13 protein-coding genes and 1 pseudogene are annotated in these 25816 nt (G+C 71.2%); 4 read left to right on the top strand and 10 right to left on the bottom strand.

Going from position 1 to position 25816, the window contains the following annotated elements:
* Nucleotides 1–89 precede the first annotated feature (89 nt).
* Nucleotides 90–800, bottom strand: a pseudogene (locus ACFV8H_RS16510) (glycosyltransferase family 2 protein); the annotation flags it as partial.
* 282 nt (nt 801–1082) lie between these two features.
* Here ACFV8H_RS16510 and ACFV8H_RS16505 point away from each other — a divergent pair.
* Nucleotides 1083–1883 (top strand): response regulator transcription factor, encoded by an 801-nt coding sequence (locus tag ACFV8H_RS16505; protein WP_380400376.1) that lies wholly within the window; start codon nt 1083–1085, stop codon nt 1881–1883.
* A complete protein-coding gene (locus tag ACFV8H_RS16500; protein ID WP_380400302.1) occupies nt 1880–3028 on the top strand; it encodes a sensor histidine kinase in 1149 nt (382 codons plus the stop codon). The genes ACFV8H_RS16505 and ACFV8H_RS16500 overlap by 4 nt, the downstream gene beginning before the upstream one ends.
* 32 nt (nt 3029–3060) lie before the next feature.
* On the opposite strand, the gene ACFV8H_RS16495 is transcribed toward ACFV8H_RS16500, so the two are convergent.
* The 4 genes from ACFV8H_RS16495 to ACFV8H_RS16480 all read right to left on the bottom strand — a co-directional run bounded on the left by ACFV8H_RS16495 (nt 3061) and on the right by ACFV8H_RS16480 (nt 9949).
* Complete coding sequence (locus ACFV8H_RS16495; protein ID WP_380400301.1) at nt 3061–4116, bottom strand: NAD-dependent epimerase/dehydratase family protein; 1056 nt, start codon at nt 4114–4116, stop codon at nt 3061–3063.
* Between the two features lie 450 nt (nt 4117–4566).
* Complete coding sequence (locus tag ACFV8H_RS16490) at nt 4567–5250, bottom strand: hypothetical protein (RefSeq protein ID WP_380400299.1); 684 nt, start codon at nt 5248–5250, stop codon at nt 4567–4569.
* Nucleotides 5251–5415: 165 nt separating this feature from the next.
* Complete coding sequence (locus ACFV8H_RS16485; RefSeq protein ID WP_380400297.1) at nt 5416–5994, bottom strand: hypothetical protein; 579 nt, start codon at nt 5992–5994, stop codon at nt 5416–5418.
* Between the two features lie 355 nt (nt 5995–6349).
* On the bottom strand, nt 6350–9949 hold the full coding sequence (locus ACFV8H_RS16480) for a ricin-type beta-trefoil lectin domain protein (RefSeq protein WP_380400295.1): 3600 nt from the start codon (nt 9947–9949) through the stop codon (nt 6350–6352).
* 546 nt (nt 9950–10495) lie between these two features.
* Between ACFV8H_RS16480 and ACFV8H_RS16475 the strand changes: the two genes are divergently transcribed.
* Nucleotides 10496–17572: a polymorphic toxin-type HINT domain-containing protein gene (locus tag ACFV8H_RS16475; protein ID WP_380400293.1), complete on the top strand. Its 7077-nt coding sequence runs from the start codon at nt 10496–10498 to the stop codon at nt 17570–17572.
* Nucleotides 17573–18430: 858 nt separating this feature from the next.
* Here ACFV8H_RS16475 and ACFV8H_RS16470 read toward each other — a convergent pair.
* Nucleotides 18431–18745, bottom strand: a complete 315-nt coding sequence (locus ACFV8H_RS16470) for a tyrosine-type recombinase/integrase (RefSeq protein WP_380400374.1) — start codon at nt 18743–18745, stop codon at nt 18431–18433.
* Between the two features lie 1324 nt (nt 18746–20069).
* Nucleotides 20070–20588, bottom strand: coding sequence for a GNAT family N-acetyltransferase (locus ACFV8H_RS16465; protein ID WP_380400291.1), 519 nt, complete (start codon nt 20586–20588; stop codon nt 20070–20072).
* A 51-nt stretch (nt 20589–20639) separates the two neighbouring features.
* On the opposite strand from ACFV8H_RS16465, the gene ACFV8H_RS16460 reads away from it, so the two are divergent.
* Complete coding sequence (locus ACFV8H_RS16460) at nt 20640–21221, top strand: TetR/AcrR family transcriptional regulator (RefSeq protein WP_380400289.1); 582 nt, start codon at nt 20640–20642, stop codon at nt 21219–21221.
* Between the two features lie 17 nt (nt 21222–21238).
* On the opposite strand, the gene ACFV8H_RS16455 is transcribed toward ACFV8H_RS16460, so the two are convergent.
* The 3 genes from ACFV8H_RS16455 to ACFV8H_RS16445 all read right to left on the bottom strand — a co-directional run bounded on the left by ACFV8H_RS16455 (nt 21239) and on the right by ACFV8H_RS16445 (nt 25739).
* On the bottom strand, nt 21239–22282 hold the full coding sequence (locus ACFV8H_RS16455) for a hypothetical protein (RefSeq protein WP_380400288.1): 1044 nt from the start codon (nt 22280–22282) through the stop codon (nt 21239–21241).
* Nucleotides 22279–23766, bottom strand: coding sequence for a phenylacetate--CoA ligase family protein (locus tag ACFV8H_RS16450; RefSeq protein ID WP_380400286.1), 1488 nt, complete (start codon nt 23764–23766; stop codon nt 22279–22281). The genes ACFV8H_RS16455 and ACFV8H_RS16450 overlap by 4 nt, the downstream gene beginning before the upstream one ends.
* 362 nt (nt 23767–24128) lie before the next feature.
* Nucleotides 24129–25739 carry a carboxylesterase/lipase family protein gene (locus tag ACFV8H_RS16445; protein ID WP_380400284.1) on the bottom strand — a complete coding sequence of 537 codons (1611 nt, stop codon included), beginning with the start codon at nt 25737–25739 and terminating at the stop codon, nt 24129–24131.
* Nucleotides 25740–25816 lie beyond the last annotated feature (77 nt).

Raw genomic sequence — 25816 nt, 5'->3', positions numbered from 1 at the left:
TGCAGGGTGTCGGTCAGGGCGGCCTCGGCGAGCGCCGCGGCCTGCGCGGGGGTGCAGGGCGGGGTGAGCCGGGTCTTCACCCGGCCGGGCACCGGCGCCTTGGCGATCACCAGCAGGGTCGGAGGCGGCGCGGCCAGTACCGCGCGCATGTCGCGGACGGCCTGCCGGGTGCCGCGCAGGGTGCCGGTCACCTTGGAGCGGCCCGCGCGCGGCAGGTAGTCGACCGGGGTCTCGGTGATCCGCAGCCCGGCGGCCGAGGCCGCGAGCACCATCTCCAGCGGGTAGCCGGAGCGCCGGTCGCCGAGCCCGAGGGCCAGCAGCCGTTCGCGCCGGGCGGCCCGCATCGGGCCGAGGTCGTGCAGCGGGGCGCCGGTGCGGGCCCGCAGCCGCCGGGCCAGCACGGCGTTGGCGAGCCGGGCGTGCACCGGCCAGGCGCTGGCGGTGGCGGGTCGGCGGCGGCCGAGGACCAGGTCGGCCGTACCGGCCAGCACCGGTCCGGTGACCCGGGGGAGTTGGGCGGGGTCGAGCGAGCCGTCGCAGTCCAGGAAGCAGACCAGCTCGGCGGTGGCGGCGAGCAGCCCGGCGTGGCAGGCGGCGCCGAAGCCGCGCCGGGGCTCCTCGACCACGGTCGCGCCGAGCGAACGGGCCAGTTCGGCGGAGCCGTCGCGCGAACCGTTGTCCACCACGACGGCCCGCCAGCCGGCCGGGATGCGTCCGAGCACCCAGGGCAGGGCGGCGGCCTCGTCCAGACAGGGCAGTACGACGTCGACGACCGGGGCGAGGGGGAGGGGAGGAGTCACGCCGGTCACGCTAACCGCGCCCGGCGCCGTCGGAGCCGAGCCGCGCCCTTACGGAAGTACGACGTCGGGGCGGTGCGCCCCGTTCGGGGGACGGCTGGGGGACGGCCGGGGACGGCCGGGGAGCCGCCGGGGAGCCGCCGGGGAGCCGCCGGGCCGCGCGGCGGATCTTACGGAACTCGGACGTGCCGTCCGGGTGGCCGCCGGTGGCCGCCGTCGGCTCGTATCCTCGGCGAGGTGAACGAGAGCCCCACCGCCGCCGCACCGGCGCCCGCCGCCGGGCCGATGCCTGCCGCCACCACCGCTCCGGTGACCCGGCCCGGCCGCATCCTGGTGGTCGACGACGACCCCACGGTGGCCGAGGTCGTCGCCGGCTACCTGACCCGCGCGGGCCACCACGTCGACCGCGCCGCCGACGGCCCCCGGGGCCTCGCCCTGGCCCGCACCGCCCCCCGCCCGGACCTGGTGGTCCTGGACCTCATGCTGCCGGGCATCGACGGCCTGGAGATCCTGCGCCGGCTGCGCACCGACCCGGACGGCGCCGAGCTGCCGGTCGTGCTGCTCACCGCCAAGGGCGACGAGACGGACCGGATCCTCGGGCTCGAACTCGGCGCGGACGACTACGTCACCAAGCCGTTCAGCCCGCGTGAACTCGTCCTGCGGGTCCAGTCGGTGCTGCGCCGCTCCCGGGCGGGCGCGGCGGGGACGGCGGACGCGGCGGACGGGCCTGACGGGCCGGGCGGTGGGCGGCTGGTCTCGGGCGACATCGCGCTCGACCCGCAGGCCCGCCGGGCGTACCGGGGCGGACGCGAACTGGCGCTCACCCTGAGGGAGTTCGACCTGCTGGCGTTCCTGCTCCGGCACCCGCACACGGTGTTCTCCCGGCAGGAGCTGATGGAACGGGTGTGGGGCTGGGACTTCGGCGACCTCTCCACGGTGACCGTCCACGTGCGCCGGGTGCGCGAGAAGATCGAGGACGACCCGGCCGCGCCGAGGCTGGTCGCCACGGTCTGGGGCGTCGGCTACCGCTACGACCCGGCACCGGCCGAGGGCGCGGGGACCGGCCGGAAGGGCGGCCCGGCGTGAAGGACCTGCTGCTGATCGCGCTCTTCGCCGCACTCGGCGCGGGCGGGGCGGGCCTGCTCGGCTGGGCGGCCGTCCGGCTGCTGCGCCGCCGCTCGCTCGCGCTGTCGCTGTTCTGCGTCGCCGCCGTGACGGTGCTGGCGGTCACCTCCGGGACCTTCGCGGTGGCCCAGGCGATGTTCCTGTCCCGGCACGACCTCGGAGTGGTGATCACGGTGCTGGCGATGGCCGCGGTGGTCTCGCTGGCCACCGCCGCGCTGCTCGGGCGCCAGGTGGTGGCCGGGAGCCGGGCGCTGACCGCGGCCGCCCGGACGGTCGGCAGCGAGGCCGGGTTCGCCGCGCCCGAGCGCCCGCTCGGCCTGGAACTGGCGCAGCTCGGAGCCGAGTTGGCCGCCACCAGTGCCCGGCTGGCCGAGTCCAGGGCGCGCTCGCAGGCCCTGGACACCTCCCGGCGGGAGCTGATCGCCTGGATCTCGCACGACCTGCGCACCCCGCTGGCGGGCCTGCGCGCCATGGCGGAGGCCCTGGAGGACGGCGTCGCCGAGCGCCCCGAGGAGTACCTGCGGCGGATGCGGACCGAGGTCGAACGGCTCACCGGGATGGTCGACGACCTCTTCGAGCTCTCCCGGATCCAGGCGGGCGCGCTGGCCCTGTCGGTGTCCCGGGTGTCCGTGTACGACCTCGTCGACGAGGCGCTCGCCGGGGCCCACCCGCTGGCCCGGCAGCGCGGGGTCCGGCTGGAGGGCGGGCCGGTCGCCGCCGAGCCCGTCGAGGTGGACTCCGGGGAGATCACCCGGGTGCTGGGCAACCTGCTGGTCAACGCGATCCGCTCGACCCCCGAGGACGGCGTGGTCGCGGTCTCCGCCCGCCGGGAGGCGGACGAGGTGGTGCTCGCCGTCACCGACGGCTGCGGCGGCATCCCGGAGCCGGACCTGCCCCGGGTGTTCGAGACGGGCTGGCGCGGCAGCGCCGCCCGCACCCCGCCGCCGGCCGGACCGGGCGGCGCCCGGGAACGGGGCGAGGGCGGCGCCGGACTCGGGCTGGCCATCGTCCGGGGCATCGTGGAGGCCCACGCCGGACAGGCCCGGGTCCGCAACGTCGCCGGGGGCTGCTGCTTCGAGATCGTCCTGCCGGCCGCCCGGGGCTGAGCGCCTCCGGGGGCCGACCCGACCGGGTCCGCTCAGGCCCGCTGTGCCGCCGCCGCGAACTCCACCATGCCGTCGGCGAAGCCCACCCGGGCCCGCCAGCCCAGCTCCGCGCGCAGCCGCGCGGAGTCCGCGGTGATGTGCCGGACGTCCCCGAGCCGGTACTGCCCGGTCACCACCGGCGCCGGCCCGCCGTGGGCGGCGGCCAGGGCCCCGGCCATCTCGCCGACCGTCCGGACCTCGCCGCTGCCCGTGTTGTACGCCCGCACGCTGCCCGGGGCCCGGTCGCCGACCGCCGTGAGCGCGGCCAGGTTGGCCGCCGCGACGTCCCGGACGTGGACGAAGTCCCGGCGCTGCCCGCCGTCCTCGAACACCCGCGGCGCCTCGCCCCGGGCCAGCGCCGAGCGGAACAGCGAGGCCACCCCCGCGTACGGGGTGTCGCGCGGCATCCCCGGCCCGTACACGTTGTGGTAGCGCAGCGTCAGGAGCCGGCCCCCGCAGGCGCGGGCCCAGGCGCCGGACAGGTGCTCCTGGGCGAGCTTGGTGGCGGCGTACACGTTGCGCGGGTCGGCCGGGGCGTCCTCGGCGACCAGCCCGGGGCGCAGGCCGGCGCCGCACTCGGGGCAGGGCGGCTCGAAGCGTCCGGCGTCCAACTCGCCGGGGTGCCGGGGGCCGGGGGAGACCTCCCCGTGCTCGGGGCAGCGGTAGCGGCCCTCGCCGTAGACCACCATCGACCCGCCGAGGACGAGACTGCGCACCCCCGCCCGGGCCATGGCGGCGAGCAGGACGGCGGTGCCCAGGTCGTTGCAGCCCGCGTAGGCGGGCGCGTCGTCGAGGTCCAGGCCGAGCCCGACCATGGCGGCCTGGTGGCAGACCGCGTCCACCCCGGCCAGCGCGGCCTCGACGGCCTCCGCGTCCCGGACGTCCGCGTGCCGGAAGTCGACGCCGTCCGGCAGCGCGGGGACCGCCCCGGTGGGGTGAACGGCGGGCAGCAGCGCGTCCAGGACGCGGACTCGGTGGCCCGCCGCCGCGAGGGCCCGTACGACGGCCGAACCGATGAACCCGGCGCCGCCGGTGACCAGAATCCTCATGACCGGGGACGCTACCGCCCGCGGCCCCGGCGAACGGCCGATCCGGCGGCCGTGTCACGCTTCGGTAAGGAACCGCGCGGAGGTGCCCCGGTCGACCGTGAGGTAGCGCTGGGTAGAGATGACATGTACGCTGCGTGTCGCCGGATGAACAGTCGACGGGCCCGGCCGTTGCTCCGTGGGGGGAGTCACGCCCAGGCCCGGTCGCCGGTCGGGGCTCGGTCGCGCTCGTGGGGGAGTTGCGGCCGGGCCCGTATCCGGTTGTCAGTACTCTTCCCGCCGGCCCGCCCCACCAGACCTGACAACCGTCCAGCGGGCACCCGGTTCCAGGCGCATCCGTCCAGAACAGCCGCCCGGCGGCCCGGAGTTGAACCGGCCCCGCACGCGGTCCGTTCCCCCCGCGGGCGGCGGCGATCCGCTACCGGAGAGCAGCCGCGGCCTCCCGCGTTGCTGTCAGCCCGCCTTCCAGGCGAGGGGCTTGCCGTCCTTGTCGATCCACAGCAGGTTCGTCAGCGGCTTGTCGCTCGGCGCCAGGTAGACCGCGCACTCGTGCTCGCTCTGCCCCTTGACGAAGTCCTTGCCGCCCTTCGGGACGTCGCTCTCGCACTTCGGGAAGCTGCTGAGCAGGTCGACCTTGCGGGCCTGGGCGGTGTCGCTCACCATCACCCGCAGCTGCCGGTTGAAGTAGGGCTCGAAGATCCCGTTGCCACCGGTGTGGGTGTAGGTGACGTTCACGTAGTACGGCGTCTTCCCGGTCATGTCCTCCGGCTTGAGGAACTTGGCCAGGTCACCGATGTCGCCCTTGACCACGCTCGTCGGGGCGATGCTGAGCGAGATGTCGCCCTTGTCACCGTCGTGATAGGTGCCCTGGGCCTTCGCCCCGATCGCCGGGGCCCCCGCGAAGCGACCGCCCGCGATGGCGCTCTGGCTCGGACTCGACCCCGGCTGAGCGGGGTCGGAGGCCGCAGATGTGACGGCCGGCGCGGTCGTGCCGGCCGTCCCTCCCGCCGAGGCGGCCGACGACGGCCCGGCGACGGGGGCGTCCGCACCGCTCTGGTCCGGCCCGCAGGCACTCAGCAGAAGGGCGAGCGCCGCGGTCGCGGGCACGGCCGAGCGCAGCAGGAGGTCGGTACGCATGAAAGGGACTCCGTGGCAGGGGTTGGTGGGAGGACAAGGACCCGGCCGCCCGCAATGACCCGTGGAACCTCGGAGCCACCGCCGGACGCAGGCCCCATGCTCCGGCAGCCGCAGCCCTCCCCGCCTGAGTACGCGTACTCAGACGCGGCCGGCGCTGCTACTCGATCACGACGAGCTGCGCGGGACCGGATGGTTCGCGCTCGGGGGCGTCGTGGTCCACCTCAGCTCCGGTACGCCGCTCACAGCGGGGGACACCGAACAGACGATCAGCACGTCGCCAGTGAGTGCCATGACAGACGTGTGGCCCTTGTAGGCCAGCGCTCGACCGGCCAGGCGTTCGCCCTGGACAACGAGCTCGGTATCCGTTGCAGGCGTGGCCGTGACGTCCCGTAGAACCCTCTCCATGAGCTGCGGCATGCGCAGTCCGGTGTGTTCGCCCGCCGCCCACAGAGCCTGAGCAATGAATCTGGCGGCGGACGCCTCGTGATGCATCCGCGGCGGTGGCGCGTCCTTCCCGGGAACGGGTCGGATGGTTTCCACCGCAGCGACGGGGAGGGAAGACCTGGTATAGGCGATCTCGACCATTATCGGAGTCCCATCGGTGGCTCCCCTGTCGATATTCCACATCCAGGAGTCGTCAATCCGTGCGAGATCGGCGACCGGCCTGCCGAGGCTTTCGAGGACTTCCTTCGGGAATGGCCTTTCGCCGTCGTCATCGTGGGAATTTCCGCTTGTGAAGAACACGGTTGAACCCTTCGAAGTCCGTAGGGGCGGTGCGACACCTGTAGAGGTATCGCACCGCCCCTGACCCGTGTGCAGACCTGCTCCTCGGCCGGTGAGGCGCCCTTCCTGACCGGGTACTCGGAGCCCTTGGCGGTCTGGGTACACGGAGAAGCTATCTCGAACATCCTCCGCACGTCACCTATTAATCACCGTGAGATTCGGAATGGGAAAATCCCGATCCGAGTCGATGGTGAATCATTGCTGGTCGCCCGAAACGTGGCCAGGATGAATCGGTTGCGGGGCGGGGCTCCGGACTTCCTCGGAGCCCCGCCCCGCGGGGTAGCACTTCAGTTCATCTCATGAGGTGGCTGACGGGTTACGGGGTGCGTTCGGGCTGGAGGGTCCAGCGGCTGTTGTCGAAGAGGCCCGGGCAGTCCCAGATGTCGAGCCGGGTGCCCTGTTCGGTGTGCCAGTTGTTCAGCTCGATGCAGCGCCCGGTGTTGGGGTCGCCGCCGGTGATGGTGGTCTGGTTGATGATGCGGCCGTCCGGTCGGACGTTCCACTGCTGGGTGGGCCTGCCGTCGCAGGTGGCGAGGGAGAGCTGGGTGCCGTTGGTGTTGGCGTTGCCGACGGTGGAGACGCAGTAGGAGCCGGCCCGGATGGTGCCGTCCGTGCTGAGGTTGAACCTCTGGTTCACGGTGTTCCAGCAGCTGCCGATGGCCAGCGGCGCGCCGTCCCGGGGGCCGCCCCAGGCGTCCATGCACTGAGAGGAGGCCAGGTTGGGGTGAAGGGAGGTGCTGGCGTCGGAGTAGCCGAGGAACTTCCAGCTGTCGAAGCCGTCGACCTTGTTCTTCGTGCCGGTGCTGCTCTTGCCGGGGAAGACGGTGATGGCGTTGCTGGTGTTGATGGCCCAGAGGTCGGGGTAGCCGTCGTTGTTCAGGTCGGCGGCACCGACCAGCGGCTGGGCGGTGACCGTCCAGTTGGCGCCGGTCAGGATCGGCGTGCCGGCGTCCGGCTTGGTGAGGGCAGAGTAGTCGACGGTGCCGTCGGCCTTCCAGGACAGCGGGTAGGCGTAGATGTTGCCGTTGGTGCGGTGACGGGCCCAGACGGTGGTCTGGTACGTCGGGTCCGTGGCCCCCGGCATCGTCGTGGCGCCGTTGGCGGCACCGGGCGTGAGGATCTCGAAGTCCGACCAGTTGCCGCTCGCGGTCGGGATGAGCGTCGCCGTGTCGAGGCCCTCGGCGAGCCCGTTGGGCTGGAAGAGGTAGAGGCTGTTGTTCTCCACGGTGAGCAGGGAGGTCTGGGTCATCATGACCTTGTGGTCCGGGTGGCCGGGCTCACCGCCGATGGCCTCCCCCTCGGGGGTACCGATGGCCACGACCTGGGAGACGTTGCTCCAGACCTTCTGCGTGTAGGCAGGGCAGGGTTTGCCGGTTCCGTAGGTGGTGCAGGTGGTGGGGCGGTTCAGTGCGGACGGGGTCAGCGTGCCGAAGCGGCCGGTGCCGTCGTTGGGGATCAGGTACATGACGTCCTTGAGTTGGGGCGTCTTGTCCTTGTTGTAGTGGGCGACGAGCTGGTCGACCGGTTGGCCGACGGCGAAGGTGCCGTGGTGGCTGATCTGGAAGTCGGCCCACGTGGTGCCGAACTCGCGGCTGCCGGGGGCGGCTGCGGCGGGAGCCGCCAGCGAGGTCGACGGGTCCGCGCCGCCGCCGATGATCCGCAGGTCGCCGTTCTTGTCGGCGAGGACGATGTCCGGCTTCTGGTCGTTCGTGACGTCGCCGAACAGCGGCTGGGTGCCGGGCTTCCACGGCACGTAGAAGTTGTAGATCGCGGGCTGGCTGTAGTTGCCGGCGTTGTCCATGGCCCACGCGTACAGGGTGTTGGTGCCCCACTGCTTCGCCTGGTAGTCGTACGGCTGTCCGGGGGCGAGGGTGTCGTTCTGGCCGCACTTCCAGCCGACGACGGGGGTCGGGTCGGTGCTCACCCGCACACAGGCGACACCGGAGGCCCGCAGGCCGGGGCCGGGGGCCGGGTCCTCGGCGTTGACCGTGAACCTGCCCCAGTCGTTCATGTACTTGGCCGGGTTCGGGTTCGGGGTCCCGGACGGCGGGAAGTCGGTGGAGCTGATGCTGACGCGGGGGTTGGTCCGGTCGACGCGGAAGTAGCACCAGCCGCTGCCGGGCGAGCTGAGGGTGCCGTCGGCGGACTGGGCGTACCAGCCGTACTGGTGGCCGTCGGACAGCGGCCCCGGCGTGACGGACTCGGCGGGGTTGTTGTAGCTGCCGCCCCAGCGTCCGTCGGTGAAGGAGAAGTTGGCGTCGTTGTCGTCCCACATCCGGTAGCTCGTGTACAGGGACATGCCGGCGGGGGAGTAGCTGTTAGCGGTCAGGTAGATGTTCTGGTTGCTGCCGATCCAGCCCGGGTTGTCCCAGGGATGGGCGCCGCCGGTGGTGCACGGTGCCGAGCTGTTGTCGCTCGCGAACCCGGGGGTGGGGGTGGCTCGCGTCCACCAGACGGTGGGGGCGATGTCGTAGGTGGTGGTGATATAGGGGTTGTTGGCGATGTAGTGGCGGAACGTCTGGTCCCACTCGTTGGTCTGCGGGGCGATGGCGGCGGTCCACCACGGCCACTGGCCGGCGATGGCCTGCTTCATGATGTCGGTCACGTCGATGGCCAGCGGGCCAGTGCCGGTGAGCCGCTGCCCGTTGACGGCAGGGCAGTTCTCCATGACGATGACGCCGTTGGTGCCGCAGGGCTGGTCGTTCCAGCTGGTGTGCTCGTGGATCGGCTTGGGCGCCGAGAACACTTCGAACGGCGTGTCCGTCCCGGCACTGGAGGCGCTGGTGACCTGGGCGTTGAGGGTGGAGGTGAAGATGGTCGGCGGGCTCTCGGCCCCGCCCGGCTTGGTGTAGAGCGCGGGGTTGATGCCGAACTGGAAGTAGGCGCGCTGGCGCCCCTCGCTGCCGCAGTCGAGGTTGGGGTCGCTGCTGTGGTAGCCGCAGAAGCCGGTGGCGAGGTTGTTCTTCTTGTTGAAGTTCTCCGCCGTCTTGTGGTTCTCCTGGACCTCCACCGAGCCCTGGACCGAACTCGTCGCGACCAGGGACGGGTCGAGGTACCACGGGCCGGTGCCGGAACCGAGAGCGTCCTGGTTCGGCGTCAGCTCGACCGCCGCTGAGGTGACCTTGGTCGTGATCGAGGCTACGTTCGCCCCGTCACCCGGTTCCTCGGCGGAGGACCGCACGCCCGCGGTGGGCACGGAGTCGGCAGCTGGGGCGGCAGGTGCGGCGGCGAAGGAGGCCTTCACACTCTTCGACACGCGAGCGGACGCCGCCGGGGTGGTGGAGGAGTCCCACTGCAGCGGCGAGGGCGAGCGGAACCGCAACGTTCCCTTGTCGTCCTTGACGTCGATGTGCCCCTGGGGGTCGGAGGTCACCGTCAGGCCCTGGGCGGTGATCGGGAACCGCAGGGTCTTCAGCGCAGGGTTCGCGGCCGCCTCGGGAGTACGGACCACGATCACGTCGCGCCACCCCCCGATGGGCAGCACGGTCAGCTGGAGGTCGACCCCGGGCAGCACGTTCGCGTAGGTCGCGGTCGCCCCGTCCAGGGCCGGCTTGGGCAGAGTGAACGGCGCGCCGAACGAGAGCCGCTTGCCGTCGGAGGTCGACACGGTCGCCATCGGGCCGCTGCCGCCGCCGGAGAAGGCCAGCGCGGTGCTCGCGACGGCGGGGCTCAGCGTGCCGTCGGAGTTCGGGCGCAAGGTCGGGTCGAGGTCGGCCCACGCCCCGTTCTGCTTGGTGCGCACGGCCTGGGCGTTGTCGGTGGTGGTGAGGGTGCCGTCCGGGTTCGCGAGGGTCTTGGACACCTCATTGGTCATGGTGTCCACGACCACCGCCTTGCCCGTCGACTTCGCTTTGGTGACGGCGTCGACCATCGCCTGCTGCACGGGCGTGCGGGCCGGGCCCGGCGTCGGCGGCACCAGCGGCGGGATCGGACCGGTCGGCCCATGCGAGGGCGGGGGTGGGGGAGCGGTTCCGGCGGCGAGCGCGACGGGTGCGGCCAGCAGACTCACACTCAGGGCGCAGCTGGCGCCCAGGGCGGCGAGGCGGACCGCCCGCCGCCCTCGTATCGATGGCGGTGGTGGTGTGGGTGGAAGTGTGCGTGAAGTGTTGGACATGCCTGGTTTGCGCTCCCCTCCCGATGCGCCACCCCTGTCTGGGTGTTGCGTTCGGGTCGGAACGATGCGGCCTGAGCTGCGGATAGGTCAAACGCATTGCCGTATTGGGGAGACATGTCCGGATGGTTCCGATGCGAATGGTCAAGGCTTTACAAAGTTCTCATGCATGGCGATCGAACAACCTGGCGATGTGTCCGAGGCCTCACATAGTGTCACGCCCAGCAAGGGCACAGCTCTGCCTACATGACGCTGTGTCGACAATCCTCGAAAGGACGCACGGTGGGGGTTTGGCCTGCCCGGAAACGGGCTGGGACGAAGACGACAAGAGGCCGATGGCGGTCACCTGCGGTGGCGACGGTCCTCGCCCTGGCCATGACCGGGCTGGCCGTGCCGCCCGCGGTGGCCTGGACGTACCCGGCGCCGGAGGGGGATGTGTGGGTTCCTCCGCAGACCCCTCTGGGCGGTGCCACCGCTTCGGTGAAGGGGCATGACGCCCAGTCGACGGGCAAGGCCGTCGACAAGCCGGCCGACTGGAAGCCGGAGCTCGCGGCACCCGTTGTCACGGGCAGCGCGACGGTCACGCTGGGGCCCGACAGCGCCGAAGCCGAGGCCGCCCGCAGGGCGACCGGCGGAGCGTCGCCCGCCTCCGGCGGCGCGACGGGGGTCAAGGCCGGGAACCTGGCCGTCCGGGTCTCGCCCGGAGCCGGCGCGGGCGAGAGCGCGCACACGGTCAAGGTCGAGGTCGCCGCACAGGAGAAGGGCAAGGCCGCAGGCGTCACCGGCCCGCTGGTGGCGCTGACCGACGCCGACGCGCCGACGACGGGTAACGGGCGCGAGGCGCGCGTCACCCTGGACCTCAAGGCTCTGCAGGCCCACGGATGGTCCGACCGGGCCGGCCTGGTCGCCCTGCCGGCCTGCTCGCTGACGACACCGGAACGCCCTGAGTGCCGTACGCAGACTCCGGTCCCGGTGAAGTCCGGCGCGTCCGGCACAATCACCGCGGACGTCACCCTTCCTCCTGCCACCGCGTCCAGCGGTGTGCAGAGCGGTGCAGTGAAGGCCTCCTACACGGCAGCGCAGGCGTCTGTCCGGACGACGACTGGTGACGGAACGGGTACCAGTGGCACCGGCGGCCCTGTGGTCATCGCGCCGACGCCCTCGCCGTCGGGCGCCATGGGCAGCTACGCCGCGACACCGCTGTCGCCGTCCTCGGCCTGGAAGGCCGGGTCGAACGCCGGCAACTTCACCTACAACTACCCGCTCCAGGTGCCCGGTTCCCTCGGCGGAGCCGTCCCCGCCGTGGCCCTGGGCTACAACTCGGCGGCCGTGGACGGCAAGACGTCCGCGACCAACTCGCAGTCGTCGTGGATCGGTGACGGCTGGGGCTACGAGCCCGGCTACATCGAACGGTCCTACCGCGGCTGCGACAAGGCCGGCATCACCGGCTCGGCCGACCAGTGCTGGGGCGGGCAGAACGCCACCATCTCCCTGGCCGGCCACTCGGGCGCCATCGTGCGGGACGACGCCACCGGAGTCTGGCACTTCGAGAGCGACGACGGCTCCAAGATCGAGCAGCTCACCGGCGCCCCGAAGGCCGCCGGCGACACCGACTACCGCGACATGGAGTACTGGCGGGTCACCACTCCCGACGGAACCCAGTACTACTTCGGCCGCAACCACCTCCCCGACGGCGACGGCAGCGACCCGGCCGCCAACTCGGTCCTGACCACCCCGGTCTACTCGCCCAACACCGGAGACCCCTGTTACAGCTCCGCTGCGGGCAAGAACTCCTGGTGTCAGATGGCCTGGCGCTGGCAACTCGACTATGTCGTCGACACCCACGGCAACCTGACCACGTACAAGTACGCCGTCGAGGGCAACAAGTACACCCGTGGCGGAGCCCAGAACAACGGCAACGGCACCCTCGCCGACTACCAGCGGGCCGCCTACCTCCAGGAGATCGGCTACGGCCAGCGCCTGGACGATCAGAAGGCCGCCAAGGGCGGCGCGAACCCGGCCGCCAAGATCGTCTTCAAGGTCGACGAACGCTGCAAGGCCTCCGGCGCGATCACCTGCGCGGAGGACCAGCGCACCGCGGCCAACGCCGACGCCTGGCCCGACGTGCCGATCGACCAGATCTGCACCGGATCTGGAACCTGCTCGAACTACGCGCCGACGTTCTTCACCACCAAGCGCCTGACCGCCATCACTACCCAGGTCCTCATCGGCTCCGCCTACCGAGACGTCGACACCTGGGCGCTGTCCCAGTCCCTCGCGGACCCCGGCGACGGCACCAAGCGCACCCTGCAGCTCGACTCCGTCCAGCGCACGGGCTCCAACGGGCAGGCCCCGATCAGCCTGCCGCCGGTCACGTTCAGCTACGTGATGCTGGCCAACCGCGTCGACGGCCTCGTCCCGGCAGCGCCGATGTTCGTGCGCCCGCGTATCCAGGGCATCACAACCGAGACTGGCGGACGGATCAACGTCATCTACAGCGACCCTGAATGCTCCCGGGTCAACAAGCACATGCCGGCCTCCGAGGACGGCAACACGATGGCGTGCATGCCGGTGAAGTGGTACCTGCCGGGCCAGTCCTCGCCCGACCCGGTCAACGACTGGTTCAACAAGCCCCTGGTCAAGGCTGTCACCGAGCAGGACCTCGTCTCCACCCCCTCCATCGGCAAGACCACCGAGTACACCTACAACGGGGGTGCCGCCTGGCACCGCAACGACGCCGAGTTCACCGACCCCAAGACCCGTACCTGGAACGACTACCGCGGCTACCTGTCGGTGACCGTGGCCACCGGCAGCGGATCGGTCAGCGAGGCGCCGAAGACCCAGCAGACCGCCACCTTCCTGCGCGGCATGGACGGCGACTACCGCGCCGACGGCACCCGGCGCAGCGTCAAGGTGGAAAGCCCCCTCGGCGGCACCGTCACCGACGACGACTGGCTCAGCGGCCGACTCGTCGCGACCGAGATCTACGACCAGGCCGGCGGCACGGTCCAGGCCGTCTCCGGAAGCACCTACAACGGGCAGCAGGTCACCGCGAGCCACACCCAGAGCGCGGGCGCGCCGACGATCTACGCCCGTTACGCGGACTCACAGACCACCAAGATCGCCAAGGCCAAGCTGGCCGACGGCAGCTGGCGCACCACCACCGCCGTCGAGACCTCCGACCCGGTCCACGGCAATCGCCTGACCCAGGTGGACGACAAGGGAGACGGCACCGCAGCCACCCCCGAGACCTGCACCACCACGAGCTACGCGACCAGCGACAACCCCCAGCGCCTCATGCTGGCCTCCGAGGTCGTCACCGTTCAGGGCACGTGCGGCACCGTGCCGTCGGCCTCGAACACGGTCACCGGCAGCCGAACGCTCTACGACGGCAGGCCCTTCGGGCAGGCGGGCGCAACCGGCGACCAGACCAGCGCCCAGGTCCTCGACCACTTCGACCAGGCGGGCAACCCCGTCTACGTCCAGAGCCTCAGCGGAACGTTCGACGTCTACGGTCGGCCCCTGACGACCGCGACGACCGACGGCTCCGCCTACGACCGTACCGGCGCCCAGGTGAGCGCCCCCTCCGTCACCCCTGCTGTCACGACCGTCGCCGTCACGCCGGCCTCGGGCACTCTGCCCACCGAGGTCCGGAGCACCGGACCGCTGGGGGCGGACTGGACGACGACCGTCACCCAGGACCCCGGCCGCGGCTCACCCCTGACCAGCCGGGACACCAACGGCCGCGTGACCACCATCCAGTACGACGCGCTTGGCCGTGCCACCGCTGTGTGGGCACCGGACCGGCCGACCACCGACAACCCGACCAAGAAGTTCACCTACACCGTCAGGGGAGCGTCCGGACCGGCTGCGACCAAGACCGAGACGATCACCGACGACGGCCGCACCTACTCCGCGTCCATCGACCTGCTCGACGGACTCGGGCGCCCCCGTCAGAGCCAGAGCACCAGCGCCGCTTACCCGACCGGGCGCCTGATCACCGACACCGCCTACGACACCCACGGGTGGGTCATCAAGACCTCCAACCCGTACTACGAGGGCACCGCCTTCCCCACCGAATCGGTGTTCATCCCGCAGGGCGACGGCCAGGTACCGAGCCAGACCTGGAACACCTACGACGGCGCAGGCCGGGTGCTGCGCTCGGAGTTCCGCTCCTACGGCAACCCCCAGTGGGCGACCAGTACCAACTACCCCGGTGCGGACCGTACCGACGTCACCCCGCCCGCGGGCGCGACCCCGACCTCGACCGTCACCGACGCCCGGGGCCGTGCCACCGCCGTGTGGCAGTACCGCACCTCCTCCGCGACCGGCAACTCCGCCGACGCCGACGTCACCACCTACGACTACACACCCGGCGGCCTCGCCTCCCGGCACACCGACAGCAGCGGCAACACCTGGAACTACACCTACGACCTGCGGGGGCGGCAGACTTCCGGGTCCGACCCGGACACCGGCCTCACCCAGACGTTCTACGACGCCAACTCCCGCATCGACCACACCACCGACGCCAAGAACAACACCCTCGCCTTCACCTACGACCTGCTCGGTCGCAAGACCGGCATGTACAACGGCAGCGTCACGCCGGCGAACCAACTGGCGTCCTGGACCTACGACACGATCGTCAAGGGCCAGCAGACCTCCTCCACCCGCTACGTCGGCGGAGCCGGCGGCGCGGCCTACACCAAGGCGGTCACCGACTACGACACCGCCTACCGTCCGCTCGGCACCTCCGTCACCATCCCCTCCGCCGAAGGCGCACTGGCAGGCACCTACACCAACACCAACACCTACAGCGACGTCAACGGCTCGCTGACCAAGGTCGGCCTCCCCGCCGCCGGCGGCCTGCCGGCCGAGACCGTCAGCTACGGCCGAACGGTCACCGGTCTCGTCACCTCGGCGACCAGCCGCGGCAAGTCGGTCATCACGAAGGTCGAGTACGACGCGCTCTCCCGGCCCGTCCGCACGACCGCCGGCAGCTACGGAGCACAGGTCGTCTCCACCCAGCAGTACGACTGGGCCACCGGCCGACTCATCAACTCCTTCATCGACCGACAGGTCAACACCGTCTCCGTCAACCAGACGAGCTACACCTACATGCCGTCCGGCCGGATCACCTCGATCTCGAACATCCAGGACGCCGCGGCGACCGACACCCAGTGCCTCACCTACGACTACCTGGGCCGACTCACCAACGCCTGGACCGACACCGGTGGCACCTCAACCATCGCGGACTGGACCGACTCCGTCGGCACCGTCCACGGAACCGGCAGCTCCAGCAAGGTGCCCGGAACCGGCGCCTGCATCAACAAGGACGGCCCGGCCACCGTCAGCCCCGGCGGGCGCACCGTCGGTGGCCCCGCACCGTACTGGAACACCTACAGCTACGACGCGACCGGTAACCGCACCAGCCTCGTCCAGCACGACACCACCGGCAACAGCCTCAACGACACCACCACCACCCAGACCTTCGGAGCCGCCAGGACCGCCAACAGCCCCACCAACGCCCCCAACACCGGCGGCGGAACCGGCGGGCCCCACGCCCTCCTGACCTCCACCACCAGCGGGCCCGCGGGCACCAAGGCCGTCACCTACCAGTACGACGCCAAGGGCCGCACCACCTCCACCACCGATACCAGCGGCACCACCACCCTGGTCTGGAACGGCGAGGACAAGCTCGACTCCCTCACCAAGACCGGCGAGGCCGGCGCCACCACCTACCTCTACGACGCCGACGGCAACCAGCTCATCCGCCGCAACCCCGGCAAGACGACACTCAACCTGCCCACCGACGAGCTCACCCTCGACACGGCCAGCGGTTCCACGACCAACACCCGGTCCATCGCGGCGCCCGGCGGCCTCACCTACACCCGCGTCACCGCCCCCATCGGCGGAGGCACCGTCCTGATCCAGGCCGCCGACCCGCACGGAACCAACGGCGTCCAGGTCAACACCGACACCAACCAGACCATCACCCGACGCCCCACCGACCCGTTCGGAAGCCCCCGTGGCACCCAGCCCGGCACCACCGCGTGGGTGGGCAGCAAGGGCTTCGTCGGCGGCACCAAGGACGACACCACCGGCCTGACCAACCTCGGAGCACGCCAGTACCAACCCACCACCGGGCGCTTCCTCAGCCCCGACCCGATCCTCGACCTCGCGTCCCCGCAACAGTGGAACGGATACGCCTACAGCAACAACGACCCCGTCAACCTCAGCGATCCGAGCGGGCTCCGTCCTGACGGCGAAGTCGGCGGTTTCGGTAGCAAGGTCTCGCACAACCTCACCGAGTACTGGACCCCTGACGGGCACGACGGCTGGGATGCGCACGTGGATGCCGTCTACGGCCTCCCGGGGCAAAAGCCGCTCCTCGTGCACAACACGCTCCACTTCAACGCCAAGAGCAACAAGCCAGCCCTCTCTTGGACATCCGAAGAGCAGAAGCGCAATATCAATACCACCTGGGCCGCCATCACCCACTTCGTGGGTGAGGTCACCGGTGTGAACGATGCCATCGACTGCGCTCACGGCTCAGCACGAGCCTGCGTCAACACCATGCTCAACCTTGTCGGCTACAACAAGGCCAAGATGGCTATGCGAGGAGCGGAGGCCCTGGCCAAGGAAGCCTTCCCGGAAGCCGACCACCCGAGCATTCCACGTGGGTGCAAGAGCCCTAACAGCTTCGCACCCGACACACGAGTCCTTCTAGCTGACGGCACCGCCAAGCCCATCGGTGACCTGAAGGCCGGCGATAGGGTCATCGCGACAGACCCGGAGACTGGTGCGACGAACGCCGAATCAGTCACGGACACCATCGTCGGGTCGTACGACCGCGACTTCACCGACCTGGCTGTCGGCGACCCCTCCGATCCATCCAAGAGCTCTGCGATCACCTCCACCCAGAATCACCCTTACTGGGATGAGACGACTCAACGCTGGACAAGTGCCGGCGAGCTCAAGGCTGGTGACCGCCTGCGGACTGCAGACGGCGAGACCGCGACGGTCCTTCAGGTCCACAACTACCGAACAAGCCCGCAGTCTGCCTATAACCTCACCGTTGCCAACCTCCACACGTACTATGTACTTGCGGGTGGGACTCCAATCCTGGTTCATAACGACGACGGTGCACCGGATGTTTCACGCCTGCCAGACCTCTCTGGAATGAGTCAGTCTGACGCGGAGGCTGTACTGGCGCGAAATGGATTTGAACTGCAAGCCATCTCCGAGAAGTACGCCACATATCTCGGTGGCGACAAGAGTAAGCTGACGATTCGCTTGGAAGATGGCCGGGTGACGCGCACGTCGGTGGTTGATCCTGGGCCGAATCAGAAAAACTATCCTCAGCGCTGGGATCAGAACGGCGAGAAGACTCAATCACACGATCATGGAGAGTATCTTGGGTGCGAGTAGTGACTTCAGAGTTACCTGCGAGCGAGCCGCCAATTTCCTTGACGGATTTAATGGTTGCTTCATCGAGAGAGTGCAGGTCGATTCTTCATGTCCAGGCGGGCGTGTCGACGTATCCCTTCGGAACGGTGTAGATCGTCCAGATGTGGTGATCTCACTAACTGGAATCGTTGGCATATTTGCCGAGAACCTGCTCGAAATGGACGCCTCCTTCGTTGATGAAATGACGGTGGAGTGCATCCCGGGGGCCGAACCCTCCTGGCCGCATGGGCTCGAAAGGCTCGGTCGCCGACACTCTGGATTCCCGGATGTTGCTCGACTGATCATCGTAGGGCCAATGACTGTGGAAGTGATTGCGCGAACGATTTCGATTTCGGTGGCCCAGGTGTACTAGGATTCACCAGTTCGGGATTCTGCAATTAGCGGGCGCCTGTCGAATTGATGTCGATAGGCGCCCCGGCGCTTTCTGAGCACCCACTCTGAGCGGAGCGGCGCCGCTCGTACTATGGGCTGGTGTGACGCCGGTCCTCGTTCACAACAGCGACTGCAGCCCTCGTTTCGAGGTCTACTCAAAGGGGGCCGGGACCGATCTCACCAAACCGGGCGGCAGGGTCGGCGTTCCGAACCTTGATGGCGACACCCTGCAAGAAGTAGGTGGACGCATCTGGGGTTCCGGAGATCCCTCTCATCTCATAGGAACGCGCTCGCCGACTGAATTGCGAGGATTGGCCGTTGTGCGCATCGGGGAGAAATCCCCGCCAACGTCACCGGGCATGAATCTACCGATGCAGATCTGAAGCCCCACCAGGTAGTGCCTGGTGGGGCTTCAGCATGGTCTGACGGCAGTAGTTGACGGCAAGGTCAGCGGACGGGTGCTGCACAAAGTGGTGGTTCGTCGTCGCCGTCGGGTTGGATGGCGGGCTGGGCGGGGTCGCGGAGGGCGTTGCCGAGGAGGTCTATGGCGTCGCGCTGGAGGCGGAGTCGGACGTGGGCGTAGACGGTGGCGGTGACGCCGATGTGGGCGTGGCCGAGGAGTTCCTTGATGACGACGAGTTCGACGCCTTGTCCCAGGAAGAGGGTCGCGGTCGAGTGCCTCAGGTCGTGGAAGCGGATCTGGCGGAGGCGGGCGCGGCGGAGTAGGGCGTTGAAGTGTCGGGTGAGGGTGGCGGGTTCGATGGGGTGGCCGTCGGGCCGGGTGAAGACGTGGCCGCTGTCTACCCAGCCCGCTGGCCTTCTCCTTCTCCCGGGCTTGCTGCCCTAGTGGGTGTGAATTGAGGGCAGGCATGGGGCGGAAGGGCGATGCGATGTTCGGAGCCGGCTGTCTGCTTTATGCGGCCGAAGGGATGACATGAATCAAGAGGAATATCGAGCGAAAAGGGAAGAGGTAGCTCTAACCCTTCAGGAGCGATGGAGTCGTGATGGATCGGTTATCGGGGTCCTGCATCTCCTGATCTCGGAGATCGGCCCGAGAGACGACATGGGAGCCGTGGCGTTTGCCGTGGTCGGGTGCATGCACGACGCGTTTGATATGTCGTTGATGGAAGCCCGCCGACTCGCGAGATGGCATGCCATCGGAGGGGATCTCTCGGACACAGAGATCGAGCAGCGATTCGCGACCATCGTTCCTCGCGGGCCTGACTCCTAGTACATTGATCCATTCCTCAGGACTGTTCCTGCGGGAGCACGGAAAGCTCCGCGCTCCCGTGTTCGTTTCCGTGGCGGAGGGTCACCAGCCCGCGCCAGCGGGATAGGAGGAGGCCGCAGATCGCTTCCTACTTCCCGAGCGCGGGACGCTCCTGAGTGTTCGCCGACGCTGAGCGGGAGCCCCACCGACGTGGAAGTCGGTGGGGCTCCCGTGCCCTTCCGAGGGCAACGCTTATGTTGCTCGAGGGCTCTGCCGACGGGTCGATGGCGTGGCCCGGAGCGTCGGAGGTTGCGGCTCTGGAGCCGTCTGCGGTGGATAGGCCCGCCCGCCAGGACGGACGCTCCGGCCCCGAGCATGCGGCCGGTTTGTGGCCTGGCGAAACTGCGATCAAACCTGGTGATCGCTTGTCGCACGTGAGTATGTGAGCGGGTGTCCCACCGTAGGCGGCCGAATCAGGCCGCGGGGGCGTGTCGCGGCGGATGCCACGTCATCCGGTCAACGGTCCCAATCAGTCATATTCGTAGAGCGGTTGCTGGTCGAAACAGGCAGCCGTCCAGGGGGCGCCGACAAGCACGCCCTACTCGGCGGGAGACGGGTGTTCGTGCCTCCCGTCAGATTGGCGCCCAGGACCGGGTGCGGCAGCGGGACTACGTCCACCTGGTCGGGGCGGCGGAGTCCGCGCGGCCGTCGGCCGGCGCGCTCCGGGACCGGCTCGCCGGGGATCCCGGCTGGACGGTGCACGAGATCGCCGTCGGGGAGCCGCCCCGGCCGGTGGGCCGGTTGGCTGGCGGGGTGAGCGGTGGAGCTGTACCCGCGGGTCCGGCTGACGGCGGCGGGCAGGCTGGCGGCGGGTGGTCAGAGGCGGAGTTCCATCCGTTGTTCCACGGTGTCCAGGCCGAACTTGTGGGCCGGGCGGGAGAGGGTCAGCTCGAACCCGGCGGTCGCGTACAGGTGGTGGGCGGCGTCGAGGCCGGTGATCGTCCAGAGCAGCACGCCCTTGTAGCCGCGCTCGCGGGCCTCGTTCAGGGCGAGGTCGAGCATCCGGCGGCCCAGGCCGCGGCCGCGGGCCACCGGGTCGAGGACCACCCAGCGCAGCTGGCCCCAGCCGGGGCGCTCCTCGGTGCGGGCCAGGCCGACGGCTCCGACGACCCGGCCGTCCAGTTCGGCGACCCACAGGCGGCCGGGTGCCGCGGAGCCCTCGACGGCGCCGGCCAGCACCAACTCGGCCATGCCGGCGGCGACGTAGGCCTCCATGGTGGCGTCCATGCCGTACTCGCGGGTGTACAGGACGCCGTGCAGGGCCGCGACGGCGCCCAGGTCTCCGGGCCGGTCGGCCTCGCGGACGGTCACGGTTCCGGGTGCGGTGGTGGCCATGGCTCCATCCCCTTCCACTGAAACACTCGTTTCAGTGGAACGATAGACCACGTGTCCACCCCAGCCCCCGCACCCAGCCACCCCGCGCCGCGCCGCCCGTCGGTGCGCCGCGAGGACCTGCTCGCCGCGACCGTCCGCTACGTCGCCGAGCACAACGTGTCCGACCTCTCGCTGCGCCCGCTCGCGGCCGGGATCGGCACCAGCCCGCGCGTGCTGCTCTACCTCTTCGGATCGAAGGAGGAACTGGTGCGGGCCGTGCTGGCCGTCGGCCGGGCCGAGCAACTGGCGCTGCTGGAACGCTCGGAGGAGGAGGGCGGCAGCGCCCGGGAGACCCTCGAACGGCTCTGGACCTGGCTGGCGGACCCCGGACGCCGGGGCGCGCTGCGGCTGTTCTTCGAGGGGTACGTCCGGGCCTTCGGGCAGGTCGAACCCTGGCGGGACTTCGGCACCGCCTCGCTGGCGGAATGGCTCCCCCCGCTGGCCCGGGTGCTCGACGGCACCCGGGCCAACCCCACCGTGGTGCTCGCCGTGCTGCGCGGCCTGCTGCTGGACCTGCTGGCCGGTGACGGCGAGGCCGACGCGGCACGGGTGCAGGCCGCCTGGCGGGACTTCCTGGACGCGACCCTCGACTAAAGCTGTAGCCGGGGTGCTCAGACCATCCGGGCGGTGGTGGGGGCGTCCGCCCCCTGGCGGCGGGCGTCGCGCCGGGCCAGGCCCGGGGTCGGGCCGGTGCCCAGGACCCGGCCGTCGCCGAGGGCCAGCCAGCTGCCGGGCGGGGTGCCCTCGGGTGCGGGCGCGGCCAGCGCGGCCGCGAGTTCGGTGCCGGACGGCGCCGGTGCCGGGCCGGGCCGGCCCTCGCGCCACCGGGCGGTGGTGCGCTCACCGCCCGAACGCCGTCGCCAGTACAGGTGCTGGGCGACGATCAGCGGCCCGAGCGCGGTCAGCAGCGGGAAGCCGCCGGACAGCACGCCGAGCGCGAAGCAGGCACTGACGGCGCTGGTCACCAGGACGCCCGCGAGCGCGGCGGACCAGGCCGCCGCCCGACCGTACGCCTTCGCCGCGACCAGCGGGAACAGGACCAGCAGCAGCAGGTCGCCCAGGCCGACCCCGACCGGCCGGTCCCCGCCGGTAAGGGCGAGCATCGGCGCGAACGGCCGGTCCTGGACCTGCGCGAAGAAGCGGGCCGTGGTGTCGGTGAGCGTGGTGGCGGCCAGGTCGTACGCGGTGAGTACGGCGGCCAGCGCGGCGGTGTGCCCGGCCCGCAGGCCGCTCTGCGTCCACAGGTTGGCGACCCCGACCACCGCGACGGCGATCAGCAGGCCGCTGCCCGCCCGGGCCCCGCCCGGGTGGCCGGTGAGGGCGGCCAGCGCGGTGGCGGCGGTGCCGGCCAGGGCGGCGGCCCAGGGCCACGGCGCGGCCCGCAGCCCGGCGGCGGTGAGCAGCGGGGCGAGGGTGAACTGCACGGCCAGGCACAGGACCAGGCCGAACACGGCGGAGACGGCCGCCCCGGGCAGCGCGGTGTACAGCAGCGGCGCGAGGACCACGCCGGTGCAGAGCACGGCGACGTCGCCCCCGGTGTACACCCCGACCGGCGGCCGGGGCATCCGGACCCGGGCCAGGTAGCGGGCCGCGACGGCGATCTCGACGGCGACGGCGGCGCTCAGCGCGGTGAGCGCGAGGGGGCTGACGCTCATTCAACGCCTCCTGGGGTCGGTGGCGCCGGGGCACTGGCGCCCGGTGCTTCGAAGCTGTGCTCGCGCAGGTCGGCGCGGACGGGTGCGGTCGGCGGCATGGCGGCCCGGTCCTCGTGCAGCACGATGGCGGACAGCCGCAGGCCGGCCGCCGCCGCCCGCTCCTCCAGCCGCCCGAGCAGGGCGGTCGCGGGCAGCCGGGGGACCAGCAGGTGCAGCCGGGCCGGGCCCGTCGGCCCCGCGGGCCCCTCGGTGAGCGCGTACCGGGCGGGCAGCGGGACTTCGGGCTCGGCCTCCACCAGGTCGAGCACCTCGCGGGTGGTGACGGCGGTGCTCAGCGGGCCGGACCAGCGGCCGAGGATCCCGGAGGTGGCCGGCAGGTGGGCGAGTTCGCAGTCCGGCTGCCCGTCCGGGAGGCGGACCAGGTCCCCGGTGGCGTACCGCAGCAGCAGGGTGCACTCGCGGTAGGGCACGTACGGGGTGTGCACCACGGTGCCGATCCCGCCCGGGGTGGTCGGCTCCCCGCTGACCGGGTCCAGCACCTCCAGGTGCCCGAACTCGGTGGTGTGGTGCAGATGGCCCTCGGTGCAGGGGCTCGCGCCCGAGGGCAGGATCTCGGTCATCAGGTACGCCGAGGCCACGGCCGCGCCGAACACCGCCTCGGCCCGGCGGCGCAGCGGCGCGGACAGCACCTCGCCGCCGACGCTGATCGACTCCAGCCCGAAGTCGCCGTGCTGCCACTTCTGTTGCTCGGCCTCCTGGACGAGTGCGGCCAAGTAGGAGGCGGAGGTGGTCAGATGGGTGATCTGCGGCGCCCGGCCGGGCAGGCCGAGCGGGGCGGCCAGGCGGTCCAGCGCCAACGCCGGGTCGACGGTGCCGAACTGGACGAAGCCGGCGCCGGCCCGGGTGGTCGACTCCTCGGCGTAGACCAGCGGCAGGGTGGCGCGCGAGCAGCCCGCGTAGGCGACGGTGTGGCGCGGCCGCAGGCCGAGGCCGAGCACGGCGGAGATGGTGCTGAACGCGATGGCGGTCTCGATCTCGGCCCGGGAGAACCACACCGCGGTGGGGGTACCGCTGGTGCCGGTGGTGAGCGCCATCAGGGCGGGCGAGGCGGCGGCGGAGACGAAGGCGGCGGGCAGCGCTTTCAGCGCCTGCTTGGGGGTGACCGGCACGCGCGACCAGTCCTCGGGCTCCAAGGTCGCCGGATCGAGGTCGAGTTCGGCGAACCGTCGGCGGTAGTAGGCGGTGTGCCGGACGGCGGCGCGGGCGGTGGCGCGCAGGCTGCGCCGGGCCACCTCGCGGCGCAGCTGGGGGTCGACGTGCCCGGCCCGGCCGGGCAGCTGCGCCGAGTCCTCGCCGGGCTCGCCGAACTCGGCGATGGTGTCGACCAGGTCGCGGGCGAGGCGTTCCAGGTCGCCCGGACGGATCCGGCGGTTCGTCAGGATCGCTGCACCGTAGCGCAGTTGACTGATGGCGGTCGCGAACAAGCGGGCTCCCCGGGCCAGGGTCGGACGGTACGCCACCCGGCCCTGGCCGGGGTCGGCCGGATCAGGCCATGTGCAGGAACATCGCGGCGGTGAGGGTGCTGTAGGCGTACTTGAGGTAGTGCTTGACCATGGTCGGTTCCTCCTCCGTGCGGGCGCGCGGCCGTACGGGTCGCGCGCTGCGGTGTCGCCCGCGGCCGAGAAATGGTCGCCGGGCAGCGGCAGTGTAGGCACGGAGCGGGGTCCCGGAACAGCCCATGTGCATGGGTAATTCCTCGGCGATTCACCTCAGTTGTCGGCGGGCGCCGGTGGAGCGGCGCCCGCCGATGGTCGGCTTCCCTGCTGTCACAGCAGAGTCGGCGAGGTCAGAAGTCCAGGTCGGGGAAGTCGTAGCCGTCCCACAGCGCGCGCTCGTCGTCGTGGGGCGCGTACCGGACGCTCGGTTCGAGGTCCCAGATCCGGGTGGCCCGGGAGTCGGGGGTGTAGCACGGCCAGCCCGGCCCGTCGCCGTGGGCGAAGTCCGTCCAGGCCGTCATCATCCGGTCGGACAGCCGGGTGAGCGCGGGCCGCTGCTCGGCCACGGTCTGCGCGCCGCGCGGGAACCGGTCGAGCTGCAGACCGCCGAAGACGAAGGGCAGTTCCAGGGTGTGCGCGGCCCCCAGGTTCTGGGCGGCCGGCAGCCCGGGGACGTACGGCACGTGCCAGTCGAACCGGTAGACGTAGGTGGGCCGCCAGCGGGACTGCGCCTCGGCGAGGCGCAGGGTGGGGATCCGCTCCGTCTGGTCGGTGAGCATCGCGTTGACCACCCGGCCCTCGGGCAGTCCCGGGCGGTTCGCCGCGTACCGGTCGTACATCCGCTGCTTGCGGTCGGCGAGCACGGCGGGGAAGGTCCGGTAGCCGCTCAGCGGCAGGTCCAGCACGGACGGGTTGAACAGTGCCCAGAAGTCGGTCTCGTTCTCGGTGGTGCCGGTCATCACCTCGACGTGGCGGGCGCTGCCGGCCGCGACCCGCTCGACCACCGGGCCGGGGATCAGCGAGCCGTCGATCCAGGGGCCGAAGAAGACGGCCGCGGACGGCCCGGACAGGCCGCCCTGGGCGCGTTGCTGGAGCTCCAGGACCTGGCGGGTGGTCAGCCGGTCGAGGTCCGCCACCGAGTGGATGCCGCCGGTCGTGAACACGCGCTCGGCGGCGCGCCGCGCGGAGCCGGCGGTGTGCACCAGGTAGCCCGGGCCGCTCTGCACGACGGCCCGCCGGAACAGCCGCTCCGGGTGGTCGCCGGCCAGCATCGCGCTGATCGAGACGGCGCCCGCGGACTGCCCGAACACGGTGACGTCCGCGGGGTTGCCGCCGAAGGCCGCGACGTGGCGGTGCACCCACTCCAGGGCGGCCAGTTCGTCCCGCAGGCCGTTGTTGCCCGAGCCCGCGTAGGCCGGGTCGAGGCCGCCGAGTTCCGTCCAGCCCAGGATGCCGAGCCGGTAGTCCAGGTTCACCACCACCGCGTCGCCGCGCACCGCCATCCGGCCGCCGTCGAACACCGGCTCCTCGGCGGAGTCCAGCTGGAACGCGCCGCCGTGCAGGAACACCATGACGGGCTTGTGCCCGCCCCCGGCGCGCGGCGCCCACACGTTCAGGTGCAGGCAGTCCTCGACGCCCTCCCCGCCCGCGCCCAGGTCCTCCGGGCAGCCCGGCCTCTCCTCCGCCGCCCGCAGCGTGCCGCCCCACGGCTCCTGCGGCTGCGGCGGCCGGAACCGGTTCGCCCCGGTCGGCGCCGCCGCGTACGGAACTCCGAGGAAGGCGCACCGGCCCTCCTGCGCCACCCCCTCCACCCGGCCCAGCGAGGTCACGGCGCGACAGCCGTGCCCCTGCCACCCGTCGGCCGCCAGGGCCTCCCGGGCTCCCGCCGGTCCGGCCGGCGCCAACGCCAGCAGCGTGGCCGCGGCCGTCGCCGCCCACCTCTTCACCCTGTGCACGCGCACCTCCGACTCCGCACCCGCGACCCCCGGCCGGGGCCGCGACGTGACACGGCCCAAGCCTGGCTGGCGGCCTGACGCCG

The sequence above is a fragment of the Kitasatospora sp. NPDC059827 genome (genome assembly GCF_042731675.1).
GTDB lineage: Bacteria > Actinomycetota > Actinomycetes > Streptomycetales > Streptomycetaceae > Kitasatospora.
The sequence above is the reverse complement of the archived record's forward strand: the minus strand, read 5'-3'. Positions and strand labels throughout refer to the sequence as shown.